This window comes from Nitrospira moscoviensis, assembly GCF_001273775.1.
Taxonomy (GTDB): domain Bacteria; phylum Nitrospirota; class Nitrospiria; order Nitrospirales; family Nitrospiraceae; genus Nitrospira_D; species Nitrospira_D moscoviensis.
The window spans coordinates 4,358,959-4,376,305 of record NZ_CP011801.1 but is presented as its reverse complement, the minus strand read 5'-3'; the positions used below and the strand labels follow the sequence as shown (position 1 = coordinate 4,376,305).

16 protein-coding genes are annotated in these 17,347 nt (G+C 65.6%); 6 read left to right on the top strand and 10 right to left on the bottom strand.

The window, feature by feature from the left end; all coding sequences use genetic code 11:
• The first annotated feature begins 33 nt into the window (after positions 1-33).
• From dtd to NITMOv2_RS21300, 4 genes are all read left to right on the top strand, one after another.
• Complete coding sequence (gene dtd, locus NITMOv2_RS21315) at positions 34-483, top strand: D-aminoacyl-tRNA deacylase (RefSeq protein ID WP_053381773.1); 450 nt, start codon at positions 34-36, stop codon at positions 481-483.
• A gap of 119 nt (positions 484-602) precedes the next feature.
• On the top strand, positions 603-1,169 hold the full coding sequence (locus tag NITMOv2_RS21310) for a hypothetical protein (protein WP_053381772.1): 567 nt from the start codon (positions 603-605) through the stop codon (positions 1,167-1,169).
• A gap of 50 nt (positions 1,170-1,219) precedes the next feature.
• Entirely contained in the window at positions 1,220-2,101 is an 882-nt protein-coding gene (locus NITMOv2_RS21305; RefSeq protein WP_053381771.1) for an isoaspartyl peptidase/L-asparaginase family protein, read from the top strand.
• Positions 2,098-2,532 (top strand): VOC family protein, encoded by a 435-nt coding sequence (locus tag NITMOv2_RS21300; RefSeq protein WP_053381770.1) that lies wholly within the window; start codon positions 2,098-2,100, stop codon positions 2,530-2,532. The genes NITMOv2_RS21305 and NITMOv2_RS21300 overlap by 4 nt, the downstream gene beginning before the upstream one ends.
• A gap of 10 nt (positions 2,533-2,542) precedes the next feature.
• Here the strand turns inward: NITMOv2_RS21300 and mtgA are convergent, their stop codons facing one another.
• Positions 2,543-3,283, bottom strand: a complete 741-nt coding sequence (gene mtgA, locus NITMOv2_RS21295; protein ID WP_053381769.1) for a monofunctional biosynthetic peptidoglycan transglycosylase — start codon at positions 3,281-3,283, stop codon at positions 2,543-2,545.
• 78 nt (positions 3,284-3,361) lie between these two features.
• On the opposite strand from mtgA, the gene yihA reads away from it, so the two are divergent.
• A complete protein-coding gene (gene yihA / locus NITMOv2_RS21290; protein WP_053381768.1) occupies positions 3,362-3,964 on the top strand; it encodes a ribosome biogenesis GTP-binding protein YihA/YsxC in 603 nt (200 codons plus the stop codon).
• On the opposite strand, the gene NITMOv2_RS21285 is transcribed toward yihA, so the two are convergent.
• From NITMOv2_RS21285 to rfaE2, 4 genes are all read right to left on the bottom strand, one after another.
• Entirely contained in the window at positions 3,954-4,931 is a 978-nt protein-coding gene (locus tag NITMOv2_RS21285) for a peptidylprolyl isomerase (RefSeq protein ID WP_053381767.1), read from the bottom strand. The two genes, yihA and NITMOv2_RS21285, sit on opposite strands and share 11 nt — an antisense overlap.
• 91 nt (positions 4,932-5,022) lie before the next feature.
• On the bottom strand, positions 5,023-5,901 hold the full coding sequence (locus NITMOv2_RS23675) for a peptidylprolyl isomerase (protein ID WP_053381766.1): 879 nt from the start codon (positions 5,899-5,901) through the stop codon (positions 5,023-5,025).
• 25 nt (positions 5,902-5,926) lie between these two features.
• Positions 5,927-9,394 carry a transcription-repair coupling factor gene (gene mfd, locus NITMOv2_RS21275; protein ID WP_145976470.1) on the bottom strand — a complete coding sequence of 1,156 codons (3,468 nt, stop codon included), beginning with the start codon at positions 9,392-9,394 and terminating at the stop codon, positions 5,927-5,929.
• 3 nt (positions 9,395-9,397) lie between these two features.
• On the bottom strand, positions 9,398-9,880 hold the full coding sequence (rfaE2, locus tag NITMOv2_RS21270) for a D-glycero-beta-D-manno-heptose 1-phosphate adenylyltransferase (protein ID WP_053381764.1): 483 nt from the start codon (positions 9,878-9,880) through the stop codon (positions 9,398-9,400).
• Between the two features lie 153 nt (positions 9,881-10,033).
• Here rfaE2 and NITMOv2_RS21265 point away from each other — a divergent pair, with 153 nt between their 5' ends.
• Entirely contained in the window at positions 10,034-13,687 is a 3,654-nt protein-coding gene (locus NITMOv2_RS21265) for a response regulator (RefSeq protein ID WP_083448288.1), read from the top strand.
• On the opposite strand, the gene NITMOv2_RS21260 is transcribed toward NITMOv2_RS21265, so the two are convergent.
• From NITMOv2_RS21260 to NITMOv2_RS21240, 5 genes are read right to left on the bottom strand one after another with little or no spacing between them, the layout of a single operon-like run.
• Positions 13,684-14,325 (bottom strand): SprT-like domain-containing protein, encoded by a 642-nt coding sequence (locus NITMOv2_RS21260; RefSeq protein ID WP_053381762.1) that lies wholly within the window; start codon positions 14,323-14,325, stop codon positions 13,684-13,686. The genes NITMOv2_RS21265 and NITMOv2_RS21260 overlap by 4 nt on opposite strands.
• Entirely contained in the window at positions 14,322-15,320 is a 999-nt protein-coding gene (locus NITMOv2_RS21255; protein WP_053381761.1) for a GSU2086 family protein, read from the bottom strand. The genes NITMOv2_RS21260 and NITMOv2_RS21255 overlap by 4 nt, the downstream gene beginning before the upstream one ends.
• Positions 15,304-15,882, bottom strand: coding sequence for a D-sedoheptulose-7-phosphate isomerase (locus NITMOv2_RS21250; RefSeq protein ID WP_053381760.1), 579 nt, complete (start codon positions 15,880-15,882; stop codon positions 15,304-15,306). Before NITMOv2_RS21250 ends, NITMOv2_RS21255 begins: the two co-directional genes overlap by 17 nt.
• Positions 15,883-15,928: 46 nt before the next feature.
• Positions 15,929-16,867, bottom strand: a complete 939-nt coding sequence (locus NITMOv2_RS21245) for an SPFH domain-containing protein (protein ID WP_202967283.1) — start codon at positions 16,865-16,867, stop codon at positions 15,929-15,931.
• A gap of 34 nt (positions 16,868-16,901) precedes the next feature.
• A complete protein-coding gene (locus NITMOv2_RS21240; protein WP_053381758.1) occupies positions 16,902-17,336 on the bottom strand; it encodes an NfeD family protein in 435 nt (144 codons plus the stop codon).
• Positions 17,337-17,347 lie beyond the last annotated feature (11 nt).

The following is a 17,347-nucleotide window of genomic DNA, read 5'->3' as shown; positions in this document are numbered from 1 at the left end:
GCCAACCCGTCATTCGTCACTCGGCAACGTTCAATGAAAGCCGTCGTTCAACGTGTCTCACGCGCCTCGGTCGAAGTGGAGGAAAAGATCGTCGGGCGGATCGATGCCGGTCTGCTCGTGCTCGTGGGCGTGGCGAAAGGCGACGGTGATGCGGATGGGCGGTACCTGGCGGAGAAAATCCGCACGCTGCGGATCTTTTCCGACGAACAGGGAAAGATGAATCGCTCGTTACAGGACATCGGCGGCTCGGTTCTCTTGGTGTCGCAGTTCACCGTGCTCGCCCGGACGGCGAACGGCCGCCGCCCCAGCTTCGACGATGCCGCGCCGCCCGACGAAGCGAAGCGTCTCTACGAACGGCTCGCGGCCGAACTCCGCGCGCACGGCATCGCGGTGGAAACCGGTGTCTTTGCCGCGCATATGACGGTCGACTTGCTGAACGACGGACCGGTGACCTTCGTGCTGGACAGCCGAGACCGGGCATGATCGCGGCTCAAGTCTCTTCCCGCCGGGCCGATAGAAGAACTGCGAGCCGATTGGGCCGCATCCTGCGGCGAGTCTGATATACTATGGGCAAGCGTCTCCGGCTCTAGCGAGAGGTGGTGATGGGAACCGCAGTTCCTCCACGACATCCGCTCCGCGAACTCTTCGGCGCCTTGACCGAGAAAAGCTTTACCGAACACCTCGGCTGGCCGGATCTCAATGTGACCTCCTACGTGTCGAATCTGCTGGTCGATTTTACCCACACGGACCGGCTCTACAAGATCAGGAACCAGCAGGATCAACCGGTCGACACCGTCGTCGATCTGCTCTTCGAATCCGAAGTGCTGTTCGGCGCGCAATCGATGGATCGCGAACGGGACGTCCATCGCCACATCGGGGATTTCACCCTGTTCATGGCCGGGCTGTTCCCCGAGTATCTGCGCCGGCTGAAATCCGCCGGCTTGATCTATCACAAGGACTTTCTCGTAGACTATGTGAAGACCGGCAAGCGATCGTATCGGCTCGTCGCGGAGATCGGGCGGGACGACGCGGAAGCGGACCCGCCCTTATTCAGAAAATTGTCGGACAACTTCGAGCTCTGTGTCACCGGACTGGGCTTCGTCCGGTCCGATCTGGACCGCATGCAGGACCCCGCCTATCAGCGCGCCCGGGACCTCTTGTTGAATTGAAACCTTCTCGTCCGATCATCCTCGCTCACGGAGGCGCGGGTCTCCGTTCCATGACCGCTGCGCAGGCCGACGGCCTGCGGGCCGCACTGCGCGCCGGCTACGACCTGCTCGACCGGGACGCCTCCTCGGTCACCGCCGTGGAAGAAGCGATTCGCGTCTTGGAGGGAAGCGGCCTGTTTAACGCGGGCAGGGGTGCTCATCTGCAGCTCGACGGTGTGCGCCGGATGGATGCCTCCCTCATGGAGGGCATGGACTTGCGCGCCGGCGCGGTCGCCTCCATCGAAGGTATCGTCCATCCGATCACGGCCGCTCGATTGGTGATGGACGAGACGAACCATGTGCTGCTGGCCGGGCCCCCGGCCACTGCCTTCGCCCGGCATTTCAAACTGGAGCGGCAGCCGCGCCGACCGGCGGACCATCCGAAACGTCGCGCCAGCGTGACGAGTCTGCTTCGGCGCCGCACGCTCCGATTGTACCGCGCGATGACCGGCGGAGGGCTCGCGATGCGGGAGAAGCACGGAAAAGAAACCGTCGGCGCGGTGGCGCTCGACCGTGCCGGGACCCTGGCCGCGGGCGCCTCCACCGGCGGCGTCGAGCTGATGTTGCCCGGACGAGTCGGCGATACGCCTCTCATCGGCAGTGGGGTGTATGCTGATAACGAGAGCGGAGCCGTATCGATGACGGGCCTTGGAGAAGGCATCATTCGCCTGGCGGTCGCCAGGGCCATCTGCGAGCGATTGGCTCAAGGCGGATCGCCGGCCGCCGCGGCGCGCCATGTCCTGCGCGCACTCGTCGCGCGTGTCGAGGGCCGGGCCGGAGCGCTGGTCCTGACGCCGGACGGGCGATTTGCGATTGTGCACGTCACACCCCGCATGGCGGCCGGCTGGTGGAACGGACGAGGCGATCCGGCGGTCCGAGGGCACTGGCGATGAACGGCAGCATCTTTCATCTGGCGTTTCCGATCCACGATATCGCCGCGGCGAAGCGGTTCTATGTGGACGGTTTGGGCTGCTCGCTCGGCCGCGAATCCAAGACGGCCATTACATTCGGACTGGCGGGACACCAACTAGTGGGGCATGTCGCGGAGAATGTGCCGCAGCAGAAAGGCATTTACCCGCGCCATTTCGGGTTGATCTTTGCTTCATTGGCCGACTGGCGGCAGCTGGCCGAGCGGGCGAAGGCCCAAGGGCTCACTTTCTACCAGCAACCCCGCGTGCGCTTTCCCGGCACCCGCATCGAACACCACACGTTTTTCCTCGAAGATCCCTCGCACAATCTGCTGGAGTTCAAACACTACACGCACGAGTCGGCGATTTTCGGGGAGCGCGAGGTCACGGAGGTCGGAGACACGGGCCGGCCCTGACGTCTCTTCTCTACTTGTTCTGCACCGGCGTCGCCGCCGGCACCTTGTTCATCCACCGTACAATTCGCTGGTGCCGGCGCGCGAGGGCGGCGGTTTTGCGCAGGGGGTCGTACCGCTGCGGCGACGGAAGCATGGCGGCCAGCCAGGCCGCTTCGTCGGCGGTGAGCTCCGCGGCGGATTTGCCGAAATGATGCCGCGCGGCGGCCTCGGCCCCGTACACGCCGCGGCCCCATTCGGCCACATTCAAATACAATTCGAGGATCCGTTCTTTGGTCAGGCGATGTTCCAGCGAGCGCGTGATGAGCGCCTCCCGCGCTTTGCGCAGCAACGAGCGCTCCGAGGAGAGATAGAGATTCTTCGCGAGCTGTTGCGTGATGGTGCTCCCGCCGCGTTTCAGCTCGCCGGCCTCCAAATTGTGTACCGCGGCGTCCTTGATGCCTTCCCAATCGAAGCCTTCATGCACGAAGAACGACGCGTCCTCCGCCGCGACGACGGCCCGCTGCAGATGCGGGGAAATGCGGGCGAGCGGCACCCACGTCCACTGCTTCGCCGGCGCGCGACCCTGCTCCTTGGCTTTCGCCATGCGGCTTTCCATGAGGGCCGTCGATGCGGGATTGGTGTTCGAGAGCACCGCCACATCGGGCAGTGTCAGCAGCCACACGAAGGCCAGCAGGCCGAGCGGAAGGCCGACGAGCAGCGTCGTCCAGAGCAGAAGGCGCGCGCGGGTTCGCTGCCTGGTTGACTTAGCCATGATGCGATGCGTATGTGTGGGGCGTCTCGGCGGACGGAGTCGGGACGATGGGCATCAGCAGGTTCCTCACGGGGGGTCATGAAAATCTTCGCCGCCGAGTTTATCAAAAGTTGCGTCGCGCCAGAACAGTTTCCAGCCGACGGGACGCCGGAGATCGCCTTCGTCGGGCGGTCGAACGTCGGGAAGTCGTCGGTGATCAATTCGCTGCTGAACCGGCGTGACCTGGCGAAGACCAGCCGCACGCCCGGGAAAACCAGGGCCGTCAACCTGTTCCTCGTTTCGACCTCCGACCCCGTTCTGTCGCAGTTCTATCTGGTCGATCTTCCCGGCTATGGATTCGCGAAGGTGTCGAAGGCCGAGCGGGCGCGCTGGGCGCCGTTGATCGAATCCTACCTCACGGAACGCCCATCGTTGCTTGGAGTCGTGCTGCTCGTCGAAAGCCGGGTGGTCACCGAACAGGATCGCCAGACGCTCATCTGGCTCCGTGCCATCGGGCACCGTCCGCTCGTCGTCGCGACGAAGGCGGACAAGCTCAAGCCCAGCGAACGGGTGCGGCTGCTCCGGCAGGCGCATCGCGACCTGGGTTTGGCGGACGGCGAGATGTTGATCCCCTATTCGGTCGTGACCGGCGATGGACGGGACAGGTTGTGGGGCGCGTTACGGGATCTGGCTAAAACTTGATCTCGATATAGGCTTTGTTTTTCAAGTCGACCAGCCAGGACTGGAAGACGTCCTCGCTCTTCTGCTGGAACACCAGCCCTTGGATTTCGAGCTTCACTTGCTCGAACGGCCGGAACTGTTTCGGCTTTTTTTCTTCCACCCGGATGATGTGGAATCCCTGCGGCGTTTCGATGATGTCCGAGATGCCGCCCGGGGCGAGCGGCGCAATGGCCCGCTCGATGGCCGGGAGCAGCTCTCCCTGCCGCACCAAGCCGAGCCGTCCGCCGCGCGAGGCATTCGGGCCGTCGGAGTATTGCAGGGCCAGATCCTCGAATGTTTCCCCTTTCTTGAGCTCCTCCATGACGCGGCGGGCCTTGGCGAGGGCGTCGGCCGTGTCGTCCGGCGACCGAGGCTGGATGAGGATTTGGCTCAGCTGGTACTCTTCCGGCAGCGCGAAGCGGTCCCGGTGTTCCTGATAATACCGCTTCATTTCGTTCTCCCCGACCATCACGCCGCTGCGCACTTCGCGGTCCACCACCTTGAGCAAAATCAATTGGTCCCGGACGTTCCGTAGGCTGAGGGGATCGGCATCATCGATCTTCTCCCCTTGCTGCTTCAGCTGCGCGACGGCCTGCTTGACTTCCTGATCGGACACGTCGACGCCCCGGGCCTTGGCCTCCTGCAATTGCAGGCGCCGCTCGATCATCTTGGTCAGGGCCATGTACTCGGCGGTCTTCAGCCGCTGCGCCAGCTCGTCCCCCCGGTGCTGGCGCGCGATCCGTTCGCGTTCCGGCTCCAATTCGCGTTTCACGTCGGACAGCATGATGAGATCGCTGTTCACGACGGCCACGATGCGGTCTTCCACGCGCGCGGCCGGCGCCGCGCACGGCAGGGCGAGCCACAGCGCCAGCAGGCAGCCGGCGCCGGCCGGCCATCGGCGGGAGACGGGAGGCGCGGCGCGGCGCCGCTGCAAGAGCGTCATGACCATGGACAGGCCTGTGATGGAAGAGTGTTTGAAACGAGCTGGATTGTACACGAAACCCACGGCGCTGGGGAGAACGGGGCCGGGGCGCGGCGGGCTAGTTCTTCCGAGTCCCTTCGGTGATATAGCGCGACGCGTCGGCGAGGCGGACGGTGGCGTTGGTCCGGATATCGGCGATGACTTCCTCGAACCGTTTGCGGCGTTTGTCGGCGAGCAACTCCTGGCGCAGCCGTTCGCGAGTCGCCAGGTCGGCTTGGATCGTTTCCTTGTCGAGCGGGGTGATCATCACGAGATAATAGCCCGCGTCCGTCTTGATCGGGGCGCTCACCATGCCGGGCTTCAGTTGATGGATCACCGCGTCGACTTCCGGAATGACCAAATCCTTGCGGTAGGGGCCCAGGTCGCCGCCTTTCGCCTTGCTCTTGTTATCGATCGAATAGCGCTGGGCGAACTTCCCGAAGTCGCCGCCCTTGTTGATCTGTGTTTCGAGGTCCTTGGCGGCGGAGAAATTCGGAAGCAGCATTTGGAACACCTGCACTTTGAGCGGCGCCAGCAGCTCATGGGCGTGCTTCTCATAATACGCGTCCAGTTCCGCCTGCGAGAGCTCCACTTTCGTCTTCAGCTTGTCTTTGAGCAGCTCGTCGAGAATCAGCTGCTCTTTGTACCGCTGTGTCTTGTCACGGATCGCGTCGCTCTGGTCCAGCCCCTGACGCCGGGCTTCCTGCATCAACAGCTCGCGGGTGATCAGCTCGTCCAGGAACCGCCGTTTCCCGCCTTCCTTCTCGTAGCGCGCCCGGGTGGCGTCGGAGAGCTCGTTCCACCGGACGTCGAATTCCAATTGCGTGATCGCGCGCCCGTTCACCAGGGCAAGGACCGGCTCTTCCTGCTGCGGAGCGCAGCTCCACAGGCTCAACACCAGTCCGACGAGTGCGGCGAAGGAGGAGAAGCGGGCCACGCGGAAGCGACGGGCTGTCATGGGTGACGGCGCATGCGGATCTCGATCAAGCGGTCTGCGCATCCTTTCCGCTTGTGTTGGTATCACAGCGGGCAAGGCTTTGCAAGGTTGTGTTGAGTTCCGAAAAGATGGAACCCCAGTCGGCATGCGGCGTCTGCAACTCGAAGGAGAGCGGGCTCAGGAACCGCAGCCGCTTTTTGAACCGGTCCATGAGGCGGTGGACGGCCGCTTCCGGCACCGCGGCGTTGGGCCGTAACGTGATGGTCACCGACCGGTCGTGCACCTCGACCGACGCCAGTTTCAGCCGCTTTGCATGAATGCGAAGCTGCATGACTTCGAAGAGCCGCTCGACCGGGTCGGGCGGGAGGCCGTAGCGGTCCTGGACTTCCCCATGGAGAAGCGCCAGCTCGCCGACTTGCCCGCAGGCGGTGAGCCGCTTGTACAACGACAGGCGCTGATGGGGATCGGCGACGAAGTCTTCGGGGATGAAGGCCGAGACCGGCAGCTGGAGCACGGGGTCCGGTTCCTCCTCCACGACGTGGCCCTTGAGGCGCTGCACCGCCTGCTCGACCATTTGCATGTAGAGATCGAGTCCGATCGCGGCGATGTGGCCGGACTGCTGCTTGCCCAGGAGATTGCCGGCGCCGCGGATTTCCAGATCGGCGGCGGCGATGCGGAACCCGGAGCCCAGCTCCGTGAACTGTTGGATGGCGATCAGCCGCTTCTGCGCGTCGCCGGTCAGCGCGCCTTCGTCCGGGATCAGGAAATAGGCGTAGGCCTGCTCGCCGCCGCGGCCCACCCGGCCGCGCAGCTGGTACAGCTGCGCGAGGCCGAACGTGTCGGCCCGGTTCACGATGATCGTATTGGCGTTGGGGACGTCCAGGCCCGATTGGATGATGGCCGACGCGATCAAGACGTCGGCCTCGCGCTTCACGAACTTCAGCATGACCGCTTCGAGCGGTTTGGCGTCCATCTGGCCGTGCGCCATGACCATGCGCGCTTCGGGCACCAGCTGGCGGAGCCAGGCGCCGATACGCTCCATCGTCTCCACCCGGTTGTGGACGAAGTAGACCTGCCCGCCGCGGCCCAGCTCGCGCAGGATCGCGTCGCGCACCGCCTTGTCGCTGAAGCGCATGACGTCGGTCTTGATCGCCAGGCGGCCGGCCGGCGGCGTGTCGATGATCGACAGATCGCGGACGCTCGACATGGCCATCTGCAAGGTCCGGGGGATCGGTGTGGCGGTGAGGGTCAGCACGTCGACCTGGGTGCGGAGCTGCTTGAGCCGCTCCTTGTGCTTCACACCGAACCACTGCTCTTCGTCGATGATGACCAGGCCCAGGTCCCGGAAGATCACGTCCTTCTGCAGCAGGCGGTGGGTGCCGATCACCACGTCGATCACCCCCGCCGCCACGTCTTTCAGGATGGCTGTGGACTCCTTCGGCGATTGGAAGCGCGACAGCAGCGCCACGCGGGTCGGGAACGGCGCGAAGCGCTCGGCGAAATTGTCGTAATGTTGATGCGCCAGCAGCGTGGTGGGCACCAGCACGGCGACTTGCCGGCCCTGCTCCACCGTCTTGAACGCCGCGCGCATCGCGACCTCCGTCTTGCCGTAGCCCACGTCGCCGCAGACCAGGCGGTCCATCGGTTTGGTAGATTCCATGTCCCGGACGATGTCGTCGATCGCCTTGAGCTGATCCGGCGTTTCCTCGTATTCGAAGGCCGCCTCGAATTCATGATACAGCGTGCTCGGCGGCCCATAGGCGCGGCGCGTGACCAACTCGCGGTTGGCGTAGAGGTCGATCAACTCCTGCGCCATTTCCTCGATGTCCTTCTTCACGCGGGCGGTCGTCTTGGCCCAACTCGTTCCGCCGAGGCGGTCGAGCCGCGGCACGTGGCCCTCGGCGCCGCTGTACCGCTGCACCTGATTCAACCGGTCGAGCGGCACGTAGAGCGTGTCGCCGCCGGCGAATTCCAGGATCAGAAAGTCGCTCTCGAAATCCTGGACGGCCAGCCGTTTCAGCCCCCGGTACTTCGCGAGGCCGTGCTGCACGTGCACGACATAGTCCCCGACGTTGAGATCCTCCAGCGACGAGAGGAAAGTGGCGGCTTTGCTTTTCGGCTGCGGCTTGTGACGGGCGCCTTTGGCGAACAGCTCTTCTTCCGTGAGCAGCGCGAGCCGCAGCTCGCCGGAAAGAAAGCCCGCCGAGAGATCGCCGTGCAGCACGTAGAAGGGAGATTTGCCGCTCGCCCGGCGCGGCCAGGCGGCGGCCGTCCATTCGTCCGCCGGCAGATCGTGCTCGCGCAGCAGGGCCAACAGCCGGTCGACCTGTCCGCGGCTCCGGGCGACGAGCACCACCCGATGGTCCTCTCTCAGCCGTTCCAGGATGCCGAGTGTCTGGCTGAACGGGGTGCCCCGGATCCCGAGGCCGACGCCGGCCGGCGTCTGGCCCGTGAACGTCACGACCGGGCTCCAGGCGTCGCCGGAGGCCGCGAGCGGTTCCAGGGCCACTATCGGTCCGGCGCTTGCGCGCTCCCAGAGCTGCGGCCACGTTAAAAACAGCCGTTCCGGCGACGGATAGGGCTGCGCCGCGTCGCGATCGACGTGCCGCAGATAGCCGTCGTCGATGCGCTCCCAGGCCGACGCGCTGGTCTTCTCCAGGACCGACGGCTGATCCAGGACCACATGGGTGAGAGCGGTGAGATAGTCGAACAAGGTCTCCATCTGCGGATAGAGCTCCGGCGCCCGCCATTCGGCATCGGCCGGAATCGGCGCGAGGGCGTCCGGGGCGCCGGCTGCGCGGATGTATTCCCGCGCAGGCAACACCCAACCGTCGGTCAACTTCTTGATCGAGGTTTGCGTCGCCGCGTCGAACAAGCGGATCGATTCGACCGTATCGCCGAGAAATTCGACGCGGAGTGGATCGGCGTAGGCGGTGGAGAAAATGTCGATGATCCCGCCGCGGACGCTGAATTCCCCCGGGATTTCGACCACCGAGACGCGCCGGTATCCGAGACGCAACAGTCCGGTGGTCAAGGGCTCGCGCTCGTAATTGCCGCCGGTCTGAAATCGGACGACGGCCTGCTCGAAGGTCTTCACCGGCATCAAGCGATGCATGGCCGCGGCGACCGAGGTGACGAGAAACGCCGGCGGCGCGGTGCGCAACCGCTGCAGCGTCGTCATCCGGCGGGCGATCAGCCCGACATGCGGCGCGGTGGCTTCGTACGGCAGCGTTTCCCATTCGGGAAACCAGGCCACGGCGTCCGTCGGCCGGCCCATCAGGCCGTGAAAAAACCGGAGGTCGTGGTACAGCCGTTCCGCCGATTCATCGGTGGCCGTCAGCACGAGCCATCCCTTCGCCTCCTCCGGCGCCGCCGGCGGCTGCGCCAGCAGCGCCAGAGCGCAGGCGGACGTCGAGCCGTGCAGGCCCACGAGACAGGCCCGCGCCCGCTCGCTCCGCAGCGCGGCGCGGAGAGGAGCCAGCCATGACGGGGATGGAGCACCGAGATCAGACACGAATCACGCCGGGGTTGACCGGATGCGTTGAAGCAGGGCCGTGGTCGATTGGCCGGGAACGAGCGGGACCGTGCGCACGACGCCGCCGCGCGCTTCGACCGCGTCGCGGCCGATGATGCGGTCCAGCGCCCAGTCGCCTCCCTTGACCAGCACATCCGGCTGCAGGGCGGTGATCAGGCTACCGGGGTCCGGCTCGGGAAAGATCACGACGAGATCCACGCAGCTCAGGGCGGCCAGCACTTCCGCCCGCTGGGACTCCGGGACGATGGGCCGGTCCGGCGCTTTGTCGAGGCTACGCACGGACGCATCGGAGTTGACTCCGACAATCAACAGATCGCCCATCGCACGCGCCTGCTGTAGATAGCGCGTATGGCCGACGTGCATCAGATCGAAGCAGCCGTTCGTGAAGACGACGCGTTTCCCGGCGGCGCGCGCCCGAGCCGTTTCCTCGATCGCCTGTTCGCGTGACACCACTTTCCCGCTCATGGCTGCATCATACCTGGCCGCTCCCGGGAGGGAAAGAGCGGAAGAGCAGGACCCCGCCGCACCGGTCTTAAGCCGGCGCAGTTCCAAACCGATACAAACGGTAAGGAACGTGGAGAGAGGTCTGTCTTGAGCCAGGCTCCCGGTCCCGACCGTATGACTACTGAACTGCCGGCGCAAGGGCCTGTCCCTCAGGGCGGGCGGCGGATCACGTACCGCCGCCAAATGGCGCTGATCGGTCTGGTGTCCGCCGTCACGCTCGGCATGGGATGGATCGGACCGTTGGGCTGGGAGTCCGGGTGGCGGGTATCCCTCGCAGCGACGCTGCTCGCCGTTCCGCTGTGTGCCTGGTTGGCCGTGATCACCCATAGGGCGCAACGCCAATGGATGCAAGCGGAAGAGGAGCGAGCCAGCGCCTGCGAGAAGCAGCGGCGCCTGGAAACGATTCTGGAAATCGATCCGGAAGGGGTATTGGTGCTGGACCGGGCGCGTCGTGTAGTGCACATCAATCCTGCGGGGTGCGCGCTCATCGCCGCCGCCTTTCCCGAGGAAGTGGTCGGAAAATCGCTCGATCAGTTCGTGCACCCCGACGATCATGCCGCCTTCGAACGGGGACATGACGCGGCCTTCCAGGGGCGGGGCGTCGTCGCCACGGGGCGCCTCCTCGGCTTCTCCGGTGCGGTCCGCTGGGTCGACATGACGGCGGTGTCGCTGCCCACCGGCGGCGAAGCCGGAGTCTCGGTGCTCTGCGTGTTTCGGGACATCACCGAACAGCGGCGGAGCGACCGCCGCCAGGCGTTGCAACATGCGGTGGCGAAAGTGCTGGCGGAATCCAGCTCAGTGGAGCAGGCCTTGCCCGATCTGCTCCGCGCCGTCGCCGCGGCCTTGGACTGGTCGGTCGGCCTGCTCTGGCAGGTGCGCGACGAGCCTCCGGTGTTGGCCTGCACGCAAACCTGGACTCGGGATCCGTCGGTCGCTCAGGACGTTCTGGCCCGGTGCCGCGAACGTACCTTCGCATCGGGTGTCGGGCTGCCCGGACGCTGTTGGGCGCGCGGGGAGCCGCAGTGGATCGGCGACATGCGCGGGGAGCCCGACGGGTCCGGGCCGCAGGCGGCGCTGGGCGGGCTGCGCGCCGCCTGCGCCTTTCCCGTGTGGCTACGGGCGAACGTCTACGGCGTCATGGAATTCTTCAGCGAAGAGGCGCACCCCTCCGACCCGGAGTTGCTGCGGGCGCTCGGCATTATCGGCAGCCAAATCGGGTTGTTTCTCGAACGGACGGAAGTGGAAGGGGCGTTGCGCGAGAATGAAAGCCGGACGCGCCTTATCATCGACACGGCGCTGGACGCCGTCATCGCGATGGACGTGAACGGCGTCATCACCGAATGGAACAGCCAAGCCGAGACGATGTTCGGCTGGACGCATCACGAGGCCGTCGGGCGGGATCTGGCGGACACGATCATCCCGCCGGTCTATCGGGCCGCGCACCGGGCGGGGCTGGCGCGCTTTTGCCAAACAGGGACCGCCACCGTCTTCAACAAGTTGATCGAAATCGTGGGGCTGCGCCGCGACGGCCGGGAGTTTCCGATCGAGCTGGCGATCGCGCCCCTCCGACTGGACGGCACGGTGAGTTTCAGCGCGTTCATCCGCGACATCACGGCCCGCAAGGAATCGGAAAAGGCCGTGACCGACTATGCGCAACAGCTCGAACGCATCAATCATCAGCTCGACGCCGCGCTGCGAGAGGCCCAGGCGGCCACCGAAGCCAAATCCGCGTTCCTCGCGACGATGAGCCATGAAATCCGCACGCCGATGAACGGCATCATCGGCATGACGGGCCTGCTGCTGGACACCGCGTTGACGGAGGAACAGCGGGAGTACGGGGAGACGGTGCGCTGCTGCGGTGACCATCTCCTGATGCTCATCGACGACATCCTCGATTTCTCGAAAATCGAAGCGGGCAAGCTGAGCCTCGAACGGATCGACTTCGACCTGCGGGTCGCCGTGGAGGACGCCTTGGAACTGCTGGCGGAGCGGGCGTCGTCCAAAGGGCTGAACCTCGCCTGCCTGTTTCATGCCGACGTGCCGCGCGGCGTCGTCGGCGACCCGGGCCGGCTGCGCCAGATCCTGATGAACCTCGCGGGCAACGCGATCAAGTTTACCGACCGCGGCGACGTCGTCCTGCAGGTGACGGTGGAGGAGCAATCCGAGCGCGCCGCCGCCATCCGGATCGCGATCACGGATACGGGCATCGGCATCGCGGAGGACGCGCAGCAGCGGTTGTTCCAATCGTTCAGCCAGGCGGACGCGTCCACCACCAGGAAATACGGCGGGACCGGACTCGGCCTCGCGATTTGCAAGCGGCTGGTCGAGCTGATGGGCGGGGCGATCGGAGTCACGAGCCGCCCCGGCGAGGGAAGCTGTTTCTGGTTCACCGTGCGCCTCGACAAGAGCGCCGGCGTGGCGGCGGGCATCACGCGATCCTTGGAACGGCTGCAGGGGCGCCGGGCATTGATCGTCGACGACAAGGCCGTCAATCGGGCCATCCTGGTCGAGCTCCTGAACCGGTGGGGCATGCATCCGACGCCGATGGTGGGCGGCCCGGCCGTCCGAGACTGGATCGCGCAGCAGCAGGAACCGGCCCCGTTCGATCTGGCCTTGTTGGACGCCGATATGGGATCCGTCGATGGGTTGGCTCTGGCCCGGGCGATGAAAGCGGATCCGCGCTGGGCCGGTGTGCGCCTGGTGCTGCTGACGTCGCTCGGGCGGCGCGGCGACGCCGCGGCCGCCCGGGAAGCCGGCCTGGCGGCGTACCTGACCAAACCGATCCGGGAGTCCCACCTCTACGAGGCGCTCGTCGCCGCGCTGGACGCCTCCCCGCCCGCCGCTGGCCGTCCGTCCGGAGACCGGCACCATCCGCCGCTCGTCACCCGCCATACGGTCGCGGAGGCCCGCGCCGGCGCGCACATCCGGATCTTGTTGGCGGAGGATAACGTCATCAATCAGAAAGTGGCGGTGCGGCTCTTCGAGCGGCTGGGCTATCGCGTGGATCTCGTGGCCAACGGAGCTGAAGCGGTCGAGGCGGCGGGCCGCCTGCGATACGATCTGATTTTCATGGACTGCCAAATGCCCGAGATGGACGGGTTCGAAGCCACGCGGCGGATTCGGGATCGGGAACAACGTGACGAGTTACGCGCAACGAGTGACGAGCCGGAACAAGGTTCCGCCTCAACGCGTCACGGATCACGCGTCACACATCATGTCCCCATCATCGCCATGACGGCCAATGCGATGGAAGGGGACCGGGAACGCTGCCTGGCCGCCGGCATGGACGAGTATCTCTCGAAACCGATCATGCTGGAGACGCTCGCAGCTGTGTTGGACCGACGCCTGTCTCCAGTGAGGCACGATCCCGCGATGAACCGGGAAGAGCCGGCCATCGACCCGCTGATCTTCCAAGGGCTGCGCGAGTTGGGCGGCGACGATGCGCCGGAATTCCTGCCCGCGTTGATCGGCCAATTTCTGAAAGATGTTCCTGAGTCGATGAATCAGATGCGGGCTGCCCGGGACGCCGGGGATCTCCGGGAGATGGGGCGGCTGGCGCATCGGCTCAAAGGCAGCGCCGGCCATCTGGGCGCGCTCGCGATGGCGAAACTCTGCGAGCGGGCGCAGCGGGCTGCGGACCTGGCGGACGCCGATCAATGCGGCCGACTCCTGGCGGAGCTGAATCGCGAGCTCATCCGGGTGCGAGCCGCGCTGGAACAGGCCGGTGCCGAACGGGCCAGTGCGGACAAACGGAATCGGGCCGCCTAAGAATCCCGCCAGGCGAGGACCAACTGCACCGGACCGGAGGGGCGGGAACCCGCCGGCGAGCCGCGACGACCGGCCGGCGCGTGCGGAGCGGGCGGGGTGGGGAGCGGAAGCTCCTGGAGGGGCCCGCGGCATCGGCCGCAATGATGGCGCGCCGGCTCGATCGTCCGGCGTTGCCGCCGATACACCCGGCCGCAGTGCCGGCAGCGCCAGGCAAAGCGCGACAAGGCCGCCACTTCTTTCTGCAAGGCATGGTAGGTGGTGATCGTCACCGTTCCCGACCGATTCATCTCCGTCATCTTCCGCATGAAGTCCAGCCCGTGATTCGGCCGGCGCCGTAAGACGTCGAACTGCCATTGATGGATCATCTCGTGCGCCAGCGTGTTCAGCAGCTCCTGCTCGGCGTACGCGCTGCGCTGGGCGAGGCGTTCAAGCAGGGGGAGCGACAGGCGGATTTCCCGATGGCGCCGGCCGGCGTCCAGATCGCGTGCGCGCGGGCCTCCGCGGCTCACGAACATGCCGACCGATGCGGTCAACCGCCGGCTCCAGACGATGGGAATCGGCTGCAACTGGCCCTCGAAGAACCGCTCGTTCAACTCCCGCCAGCGCTGCTGCAAGGCGTCCGCGGACAGCCGGATCATGGACGCCCCAGCGCCTCAATGACCGCGGCGGCCAGCAGCGGCAGCATGATTTCGTGGTGCCCCGTCAACGAGTAGCCCCGGCCGCCCTTCTGGGTGGGGCGGCGAACCACGTTGGTTTGGGGACGATAGTGCGAGAGAAAATCCATGTTCACGGTCGTGATCTTCGACAACGGGTAGCCGAGGTTCCTCCCCAGGGAGACCGTTTTGAGAAACACTTCCGGCAAAATCACGGCGGAGCCCACGTTCACATAGACGCCACCCTCCATGCCGGCGACGACAGCCGCCAGGCGGCGGAAGTCCAACAGAGACGTCGCGCCGATCGCCGCGCCGTCCGCGGACGGATGCATGTGGATGATGTCGGTCCCCAGCGCGACATGGACGGTCACCGGCAGGCCGAGGCGCGCGCCGGCGGCGAGGATGCTGGTCGCGCGGTGCGGAAAGAGCGCGGCGGAGCGGTTGATGTAGCGCCCGACCGCTTCGCCCAAACCCTGCCCGGCCGCCGCGCCCCCGCAGATGGCCTCGTTCAGCATCCGGCCCGTTTCTTCCGCCATGCCGAACCGGCCGTCGTCGATTTCCGCGTCGACTTCTTCCGACGTATGGCCCATGAGCGCCAATTCGAAGTCGTGAATGATGCCGGCGCCGTTCATCGCCACGGCGGTGACGACGCCTTGTTCCATCAAGTCGGTGATCACCGGCGCCAATCCCACCTTGAGGACGTGCGCGCCGATTCCCAGGATGACCGGGCGGCCGGTTCGGCGGGCCGTGACGATGGCCGCGACGACGGCGCGGAGGGCCTTCACTGCCAGAATATCCGGCAGGGTCGCGAGGAATTTGGACAAGGAACCTCCCCGCCGCCACGGCGCGGCAAAGTCCGACACCCGGACTTTGCTGTGGCGTTTTTTAAGCGGATAGGTCTTCAGGTCCGACGCATTGATGGGGGCGATCAGCCGGCCCGTGGAAGCCGGCCCGCGCGACCGCTTACGCCTGCTGGCCAAGGAGCTGTTCCTCTGCGAGCTCGCACAAGACGTGGCCGAGCGTGATATGGCTCTCCTGAATCCGGGCCGTCACGGTGGAGGGTACGACGAAGGGATGGTCGACCAGCGCGGCCAGCTTGCCGCCGGTGCCGCCCGTCCAGGCGATCGTCGTCAAGCCGAGGTCCTTGGCCGCTTCGACGCCCTTGAGGACGTTGGGGCTGTTCCCGCTCGTGCTGATCGCGATGGCGATATCGCCCTTCCGGCCATGCGCCCGGATCTGCCGCGCGAACAGCTCATCATACCCGTAGTCGTTGGCGATGCAGGTGATGGCGGCGATGTCCGTGGCGAGGGCGATGGCGGGCAACGGCCGGCGGTCCCGCTTGTATCGGCCGACGAACTCGGCGGCGATGTGGGCCGCGTCGGTGGCGCTGCCGCCGTTGCCGAACAACAGGACTTTAGAGCCGTCGCGAAAGGCCCGGGCGAGGAGCGTGGCGACCACTGCGATCCGGTCGGCGTGGTCGCGCGCGAATTGCTGTTTGACGCGCGCGCTCTCGTCGAAGGCGTCGAGGATGACCTTCGTCATAATCGGTGGCGGATTCTAGGCGACGGCTGAGACCAAGTCAAACCGGTCACGACTTGGCGGTGCTGCCTGGCGCGGGCTGCCGCATGGCGCTCATTGCGAGCGCGATCATCGATCCGACGTCCGACACGCTGGCCGGGAGCACGAGTGTGTTGGTCGCTTTGGCCAGTTCGCCGAATTTCGTGATGTATTGTTCGGCCACGCGCAGCTGCACCGCTTCCTGCCCGCCCGGCACTTGGATCGTCTCCGCGACTTTCCGCAAACCTTCCGCGGTGGCCTGCGCGATGGCCAAGATGGCCGCCGCCGCGCCCTCCGCTTCGTTGATCTGCTGCTGTTTCTTGGCTTCCGAGGCCTTGATCACTTGCTGCTTCTCGCCCTCGGCCTGGTTGATCGCGGCGTCACGCTCGCCTTCGGACGTCAAAATCAGGGCGCGTTTTTCCCGTTCGGCGCGCATCTGCTTCTCCATCGCGTTCAACACGTCTTTCGGCGGCGTGATGTTCTTGATCTCGTAGCGCAGGACTTTCACGCCCCACGGCTCCGACGCCTTGTCCAGTTCGTTGACGACCTGGATGTTGATGTTCGTCCGCTCCTCGAACGTCCGATCCAGCTCGATCTTGCCGATCTCGCTGCGCAGGGTGGTTTGCGCCAGTTGGGACAGGGCGAAGTGATAGTCGCTGATGCCGTACGAGGCCCGTTGCGGATGCAAGACTTTGAGATACAGCACCCCGTCGACGGACACCTGCACGTTGTCGCGCGTGATGCAGACCTGCTCGGGAATATCGACGGCCGTTTCTTTCAGCGAATGTTTGTAGCGAATGGTGTCGATGAACGGGAGCAGAATGTGAAAGCCCGCATCCAACGTGGCCGAGTATTTGCCGAGGCGCTCCACGACGTAGGCGCTTTGCTGCGGAACCACGACCGCGGTCTTGGCGATGACGTAGAGGACCAGCAATGCGAGAAAGAGCACCACGAGAAATCCGCCTGTCATGCCGACCTCCTCCATCCTATTTATCGGGCCCGCTTCATTCCGCCGTCACCCAGAGCGTCAGGCCGTCGACCCGCATGACTTTCCCCCGTTGGCCTTTGGAGAGAGGCGCGGCTCCGACATTCTTGGCCGTCCACGTCGTGCCACGCAGTTCCGCTTTGCCGGTGGCTCCGACGGGGAGGGGTTCAAGCGGAATGGCGGTTTCCCCGACCATTGAATCGACGGCGCCTGCCTCGACCGGCGTCTGTTTCAGCGACGCCGACAGAGGCCCGCGAAAGATCAGCAGCGATCCCACCGCGACGAGCGAGAAGAGCAGCCACTGCAACCAGTCCGTCTCGACGAACCCCACGCCTGCGAGCGTGCCGACGATCAACGCCGACAGGCCGAAAAACAGCATGTAAAAGCCGCCGGGGGTCATGGTCTCGGCGCCGAGCAGCAGCAGTCCGAGCAACATCCAATACCACCATGTCATCGTGGGCCTCG

What these genes read in the sequence shown, in the direction of transcription:
- dtd (WP_053381773.1), top strand. Translation starts at nt 34, where the DNA reads ATGAAAGCCGTCGTTCAACGTGTCTCACGCGCCTCGGTCGAAGTGGAG.
- NITMOv2_RS21310 (WP_053381772.1), top strand. Translation starts at nt 603, where the DNA reads ATGGGAACCGCAGTTCCTCCACGACATCCGCTCCGCGAACTCTTCGGC.
- NITMOv2_RS21305 (WP_053381771.1), top strand. Translation starts at nt 1,220, where the DNA reads ATGACCGCTGCGCAGGCCGACGGCCTGCGGGCCGCACTGCGCGCCGGC.
- NITMOv2_RS21300 (WP_053381770.1), top strand. Translation starts at nt 2,098, where the DNA reads ATGAACGGCAGCATCTTTCATCTGGCGTTTCCGATCCACGATATCGCC.
- mtgA (WP_053381769.1), bottom strand. Translation starts at nt 3,283, where the DNA reads ATGGCTAAGTCAACCAGGCAGCGAACCCGCGCGCGCCTTCTGCTCTGG.
- yihA (WP_053381768.1), top strand. Translation starts at nt 3,362, where the DNA reads ATGAAAATCTTCGCCGCCGAGTTTATCAAAAGTTGCGTCGCGCCAGAA.
- NITMOv2_RS21285 (WP_053381767.1), bottom strand. Translation starts at nt 4,931, where the DNA reads ATGGTCATGACGCTCTTGCAGCGGCGCCGCGCCGCGCCTCCCGTCTCC.
- NITMOv2_RS23675 (WP_053381766.1), bottom strand. Translation starts at nt 5,901, where the DNA reads ATGACAGCCCGTCGCTTCCGCGTGGCCCGCTTCTCCTCCTTCGCCGCA.
- rfaE2 (WP_053381764.1), bottom strand. Translation starts at nt 9,880, where the DNA reads ATGAGCGGGAAAGTGGTGTCACGCGAACAGGCGATCGAGGAAACGGCT.
- NITMOv2_RS21265 (WP_083448288.1), top strand. Translation starts at nt 10,034, where the DNA reads ATGACTACTGAACTGCCGGCGCAAGGGCCTGTCCCTCAGGGCGGGCGG.
- NITMOv2_RS21260 (WP_053381762.1), bottom strand. Translation starts at nt 14,325, where the DNA reads ATGATCCGGCTGTCCGCGGACGCCTTGCAGCAGCGCTGGCGGGAGTTG.
- NITMOv2_RS21250 (WP_053381760.1), bottom strand. Translation starts at nt 15,882, where the DNA reads ATGACGAAGGTCATCCTCGACGCCTTCGACGAGAGCGCGCGCGTCAAA.
- NITMOv2_RS21245 (WP_202967283.1), bottom strand. Translation starts at nt 16,867, where the DNA reads ATGACAGGCGGATTTCTCGTGGTGCTCTTTCTCGCATTGCTGGTCCTC.
- NITMOv2_RS21240 (WP_053381758.1), bottom strand. Translation starts at nt 17,336, where the DNA reads ATGACATGGTGGTATTGGATGTTGCTCGGACTGCTGCTGCTCGGCGCC.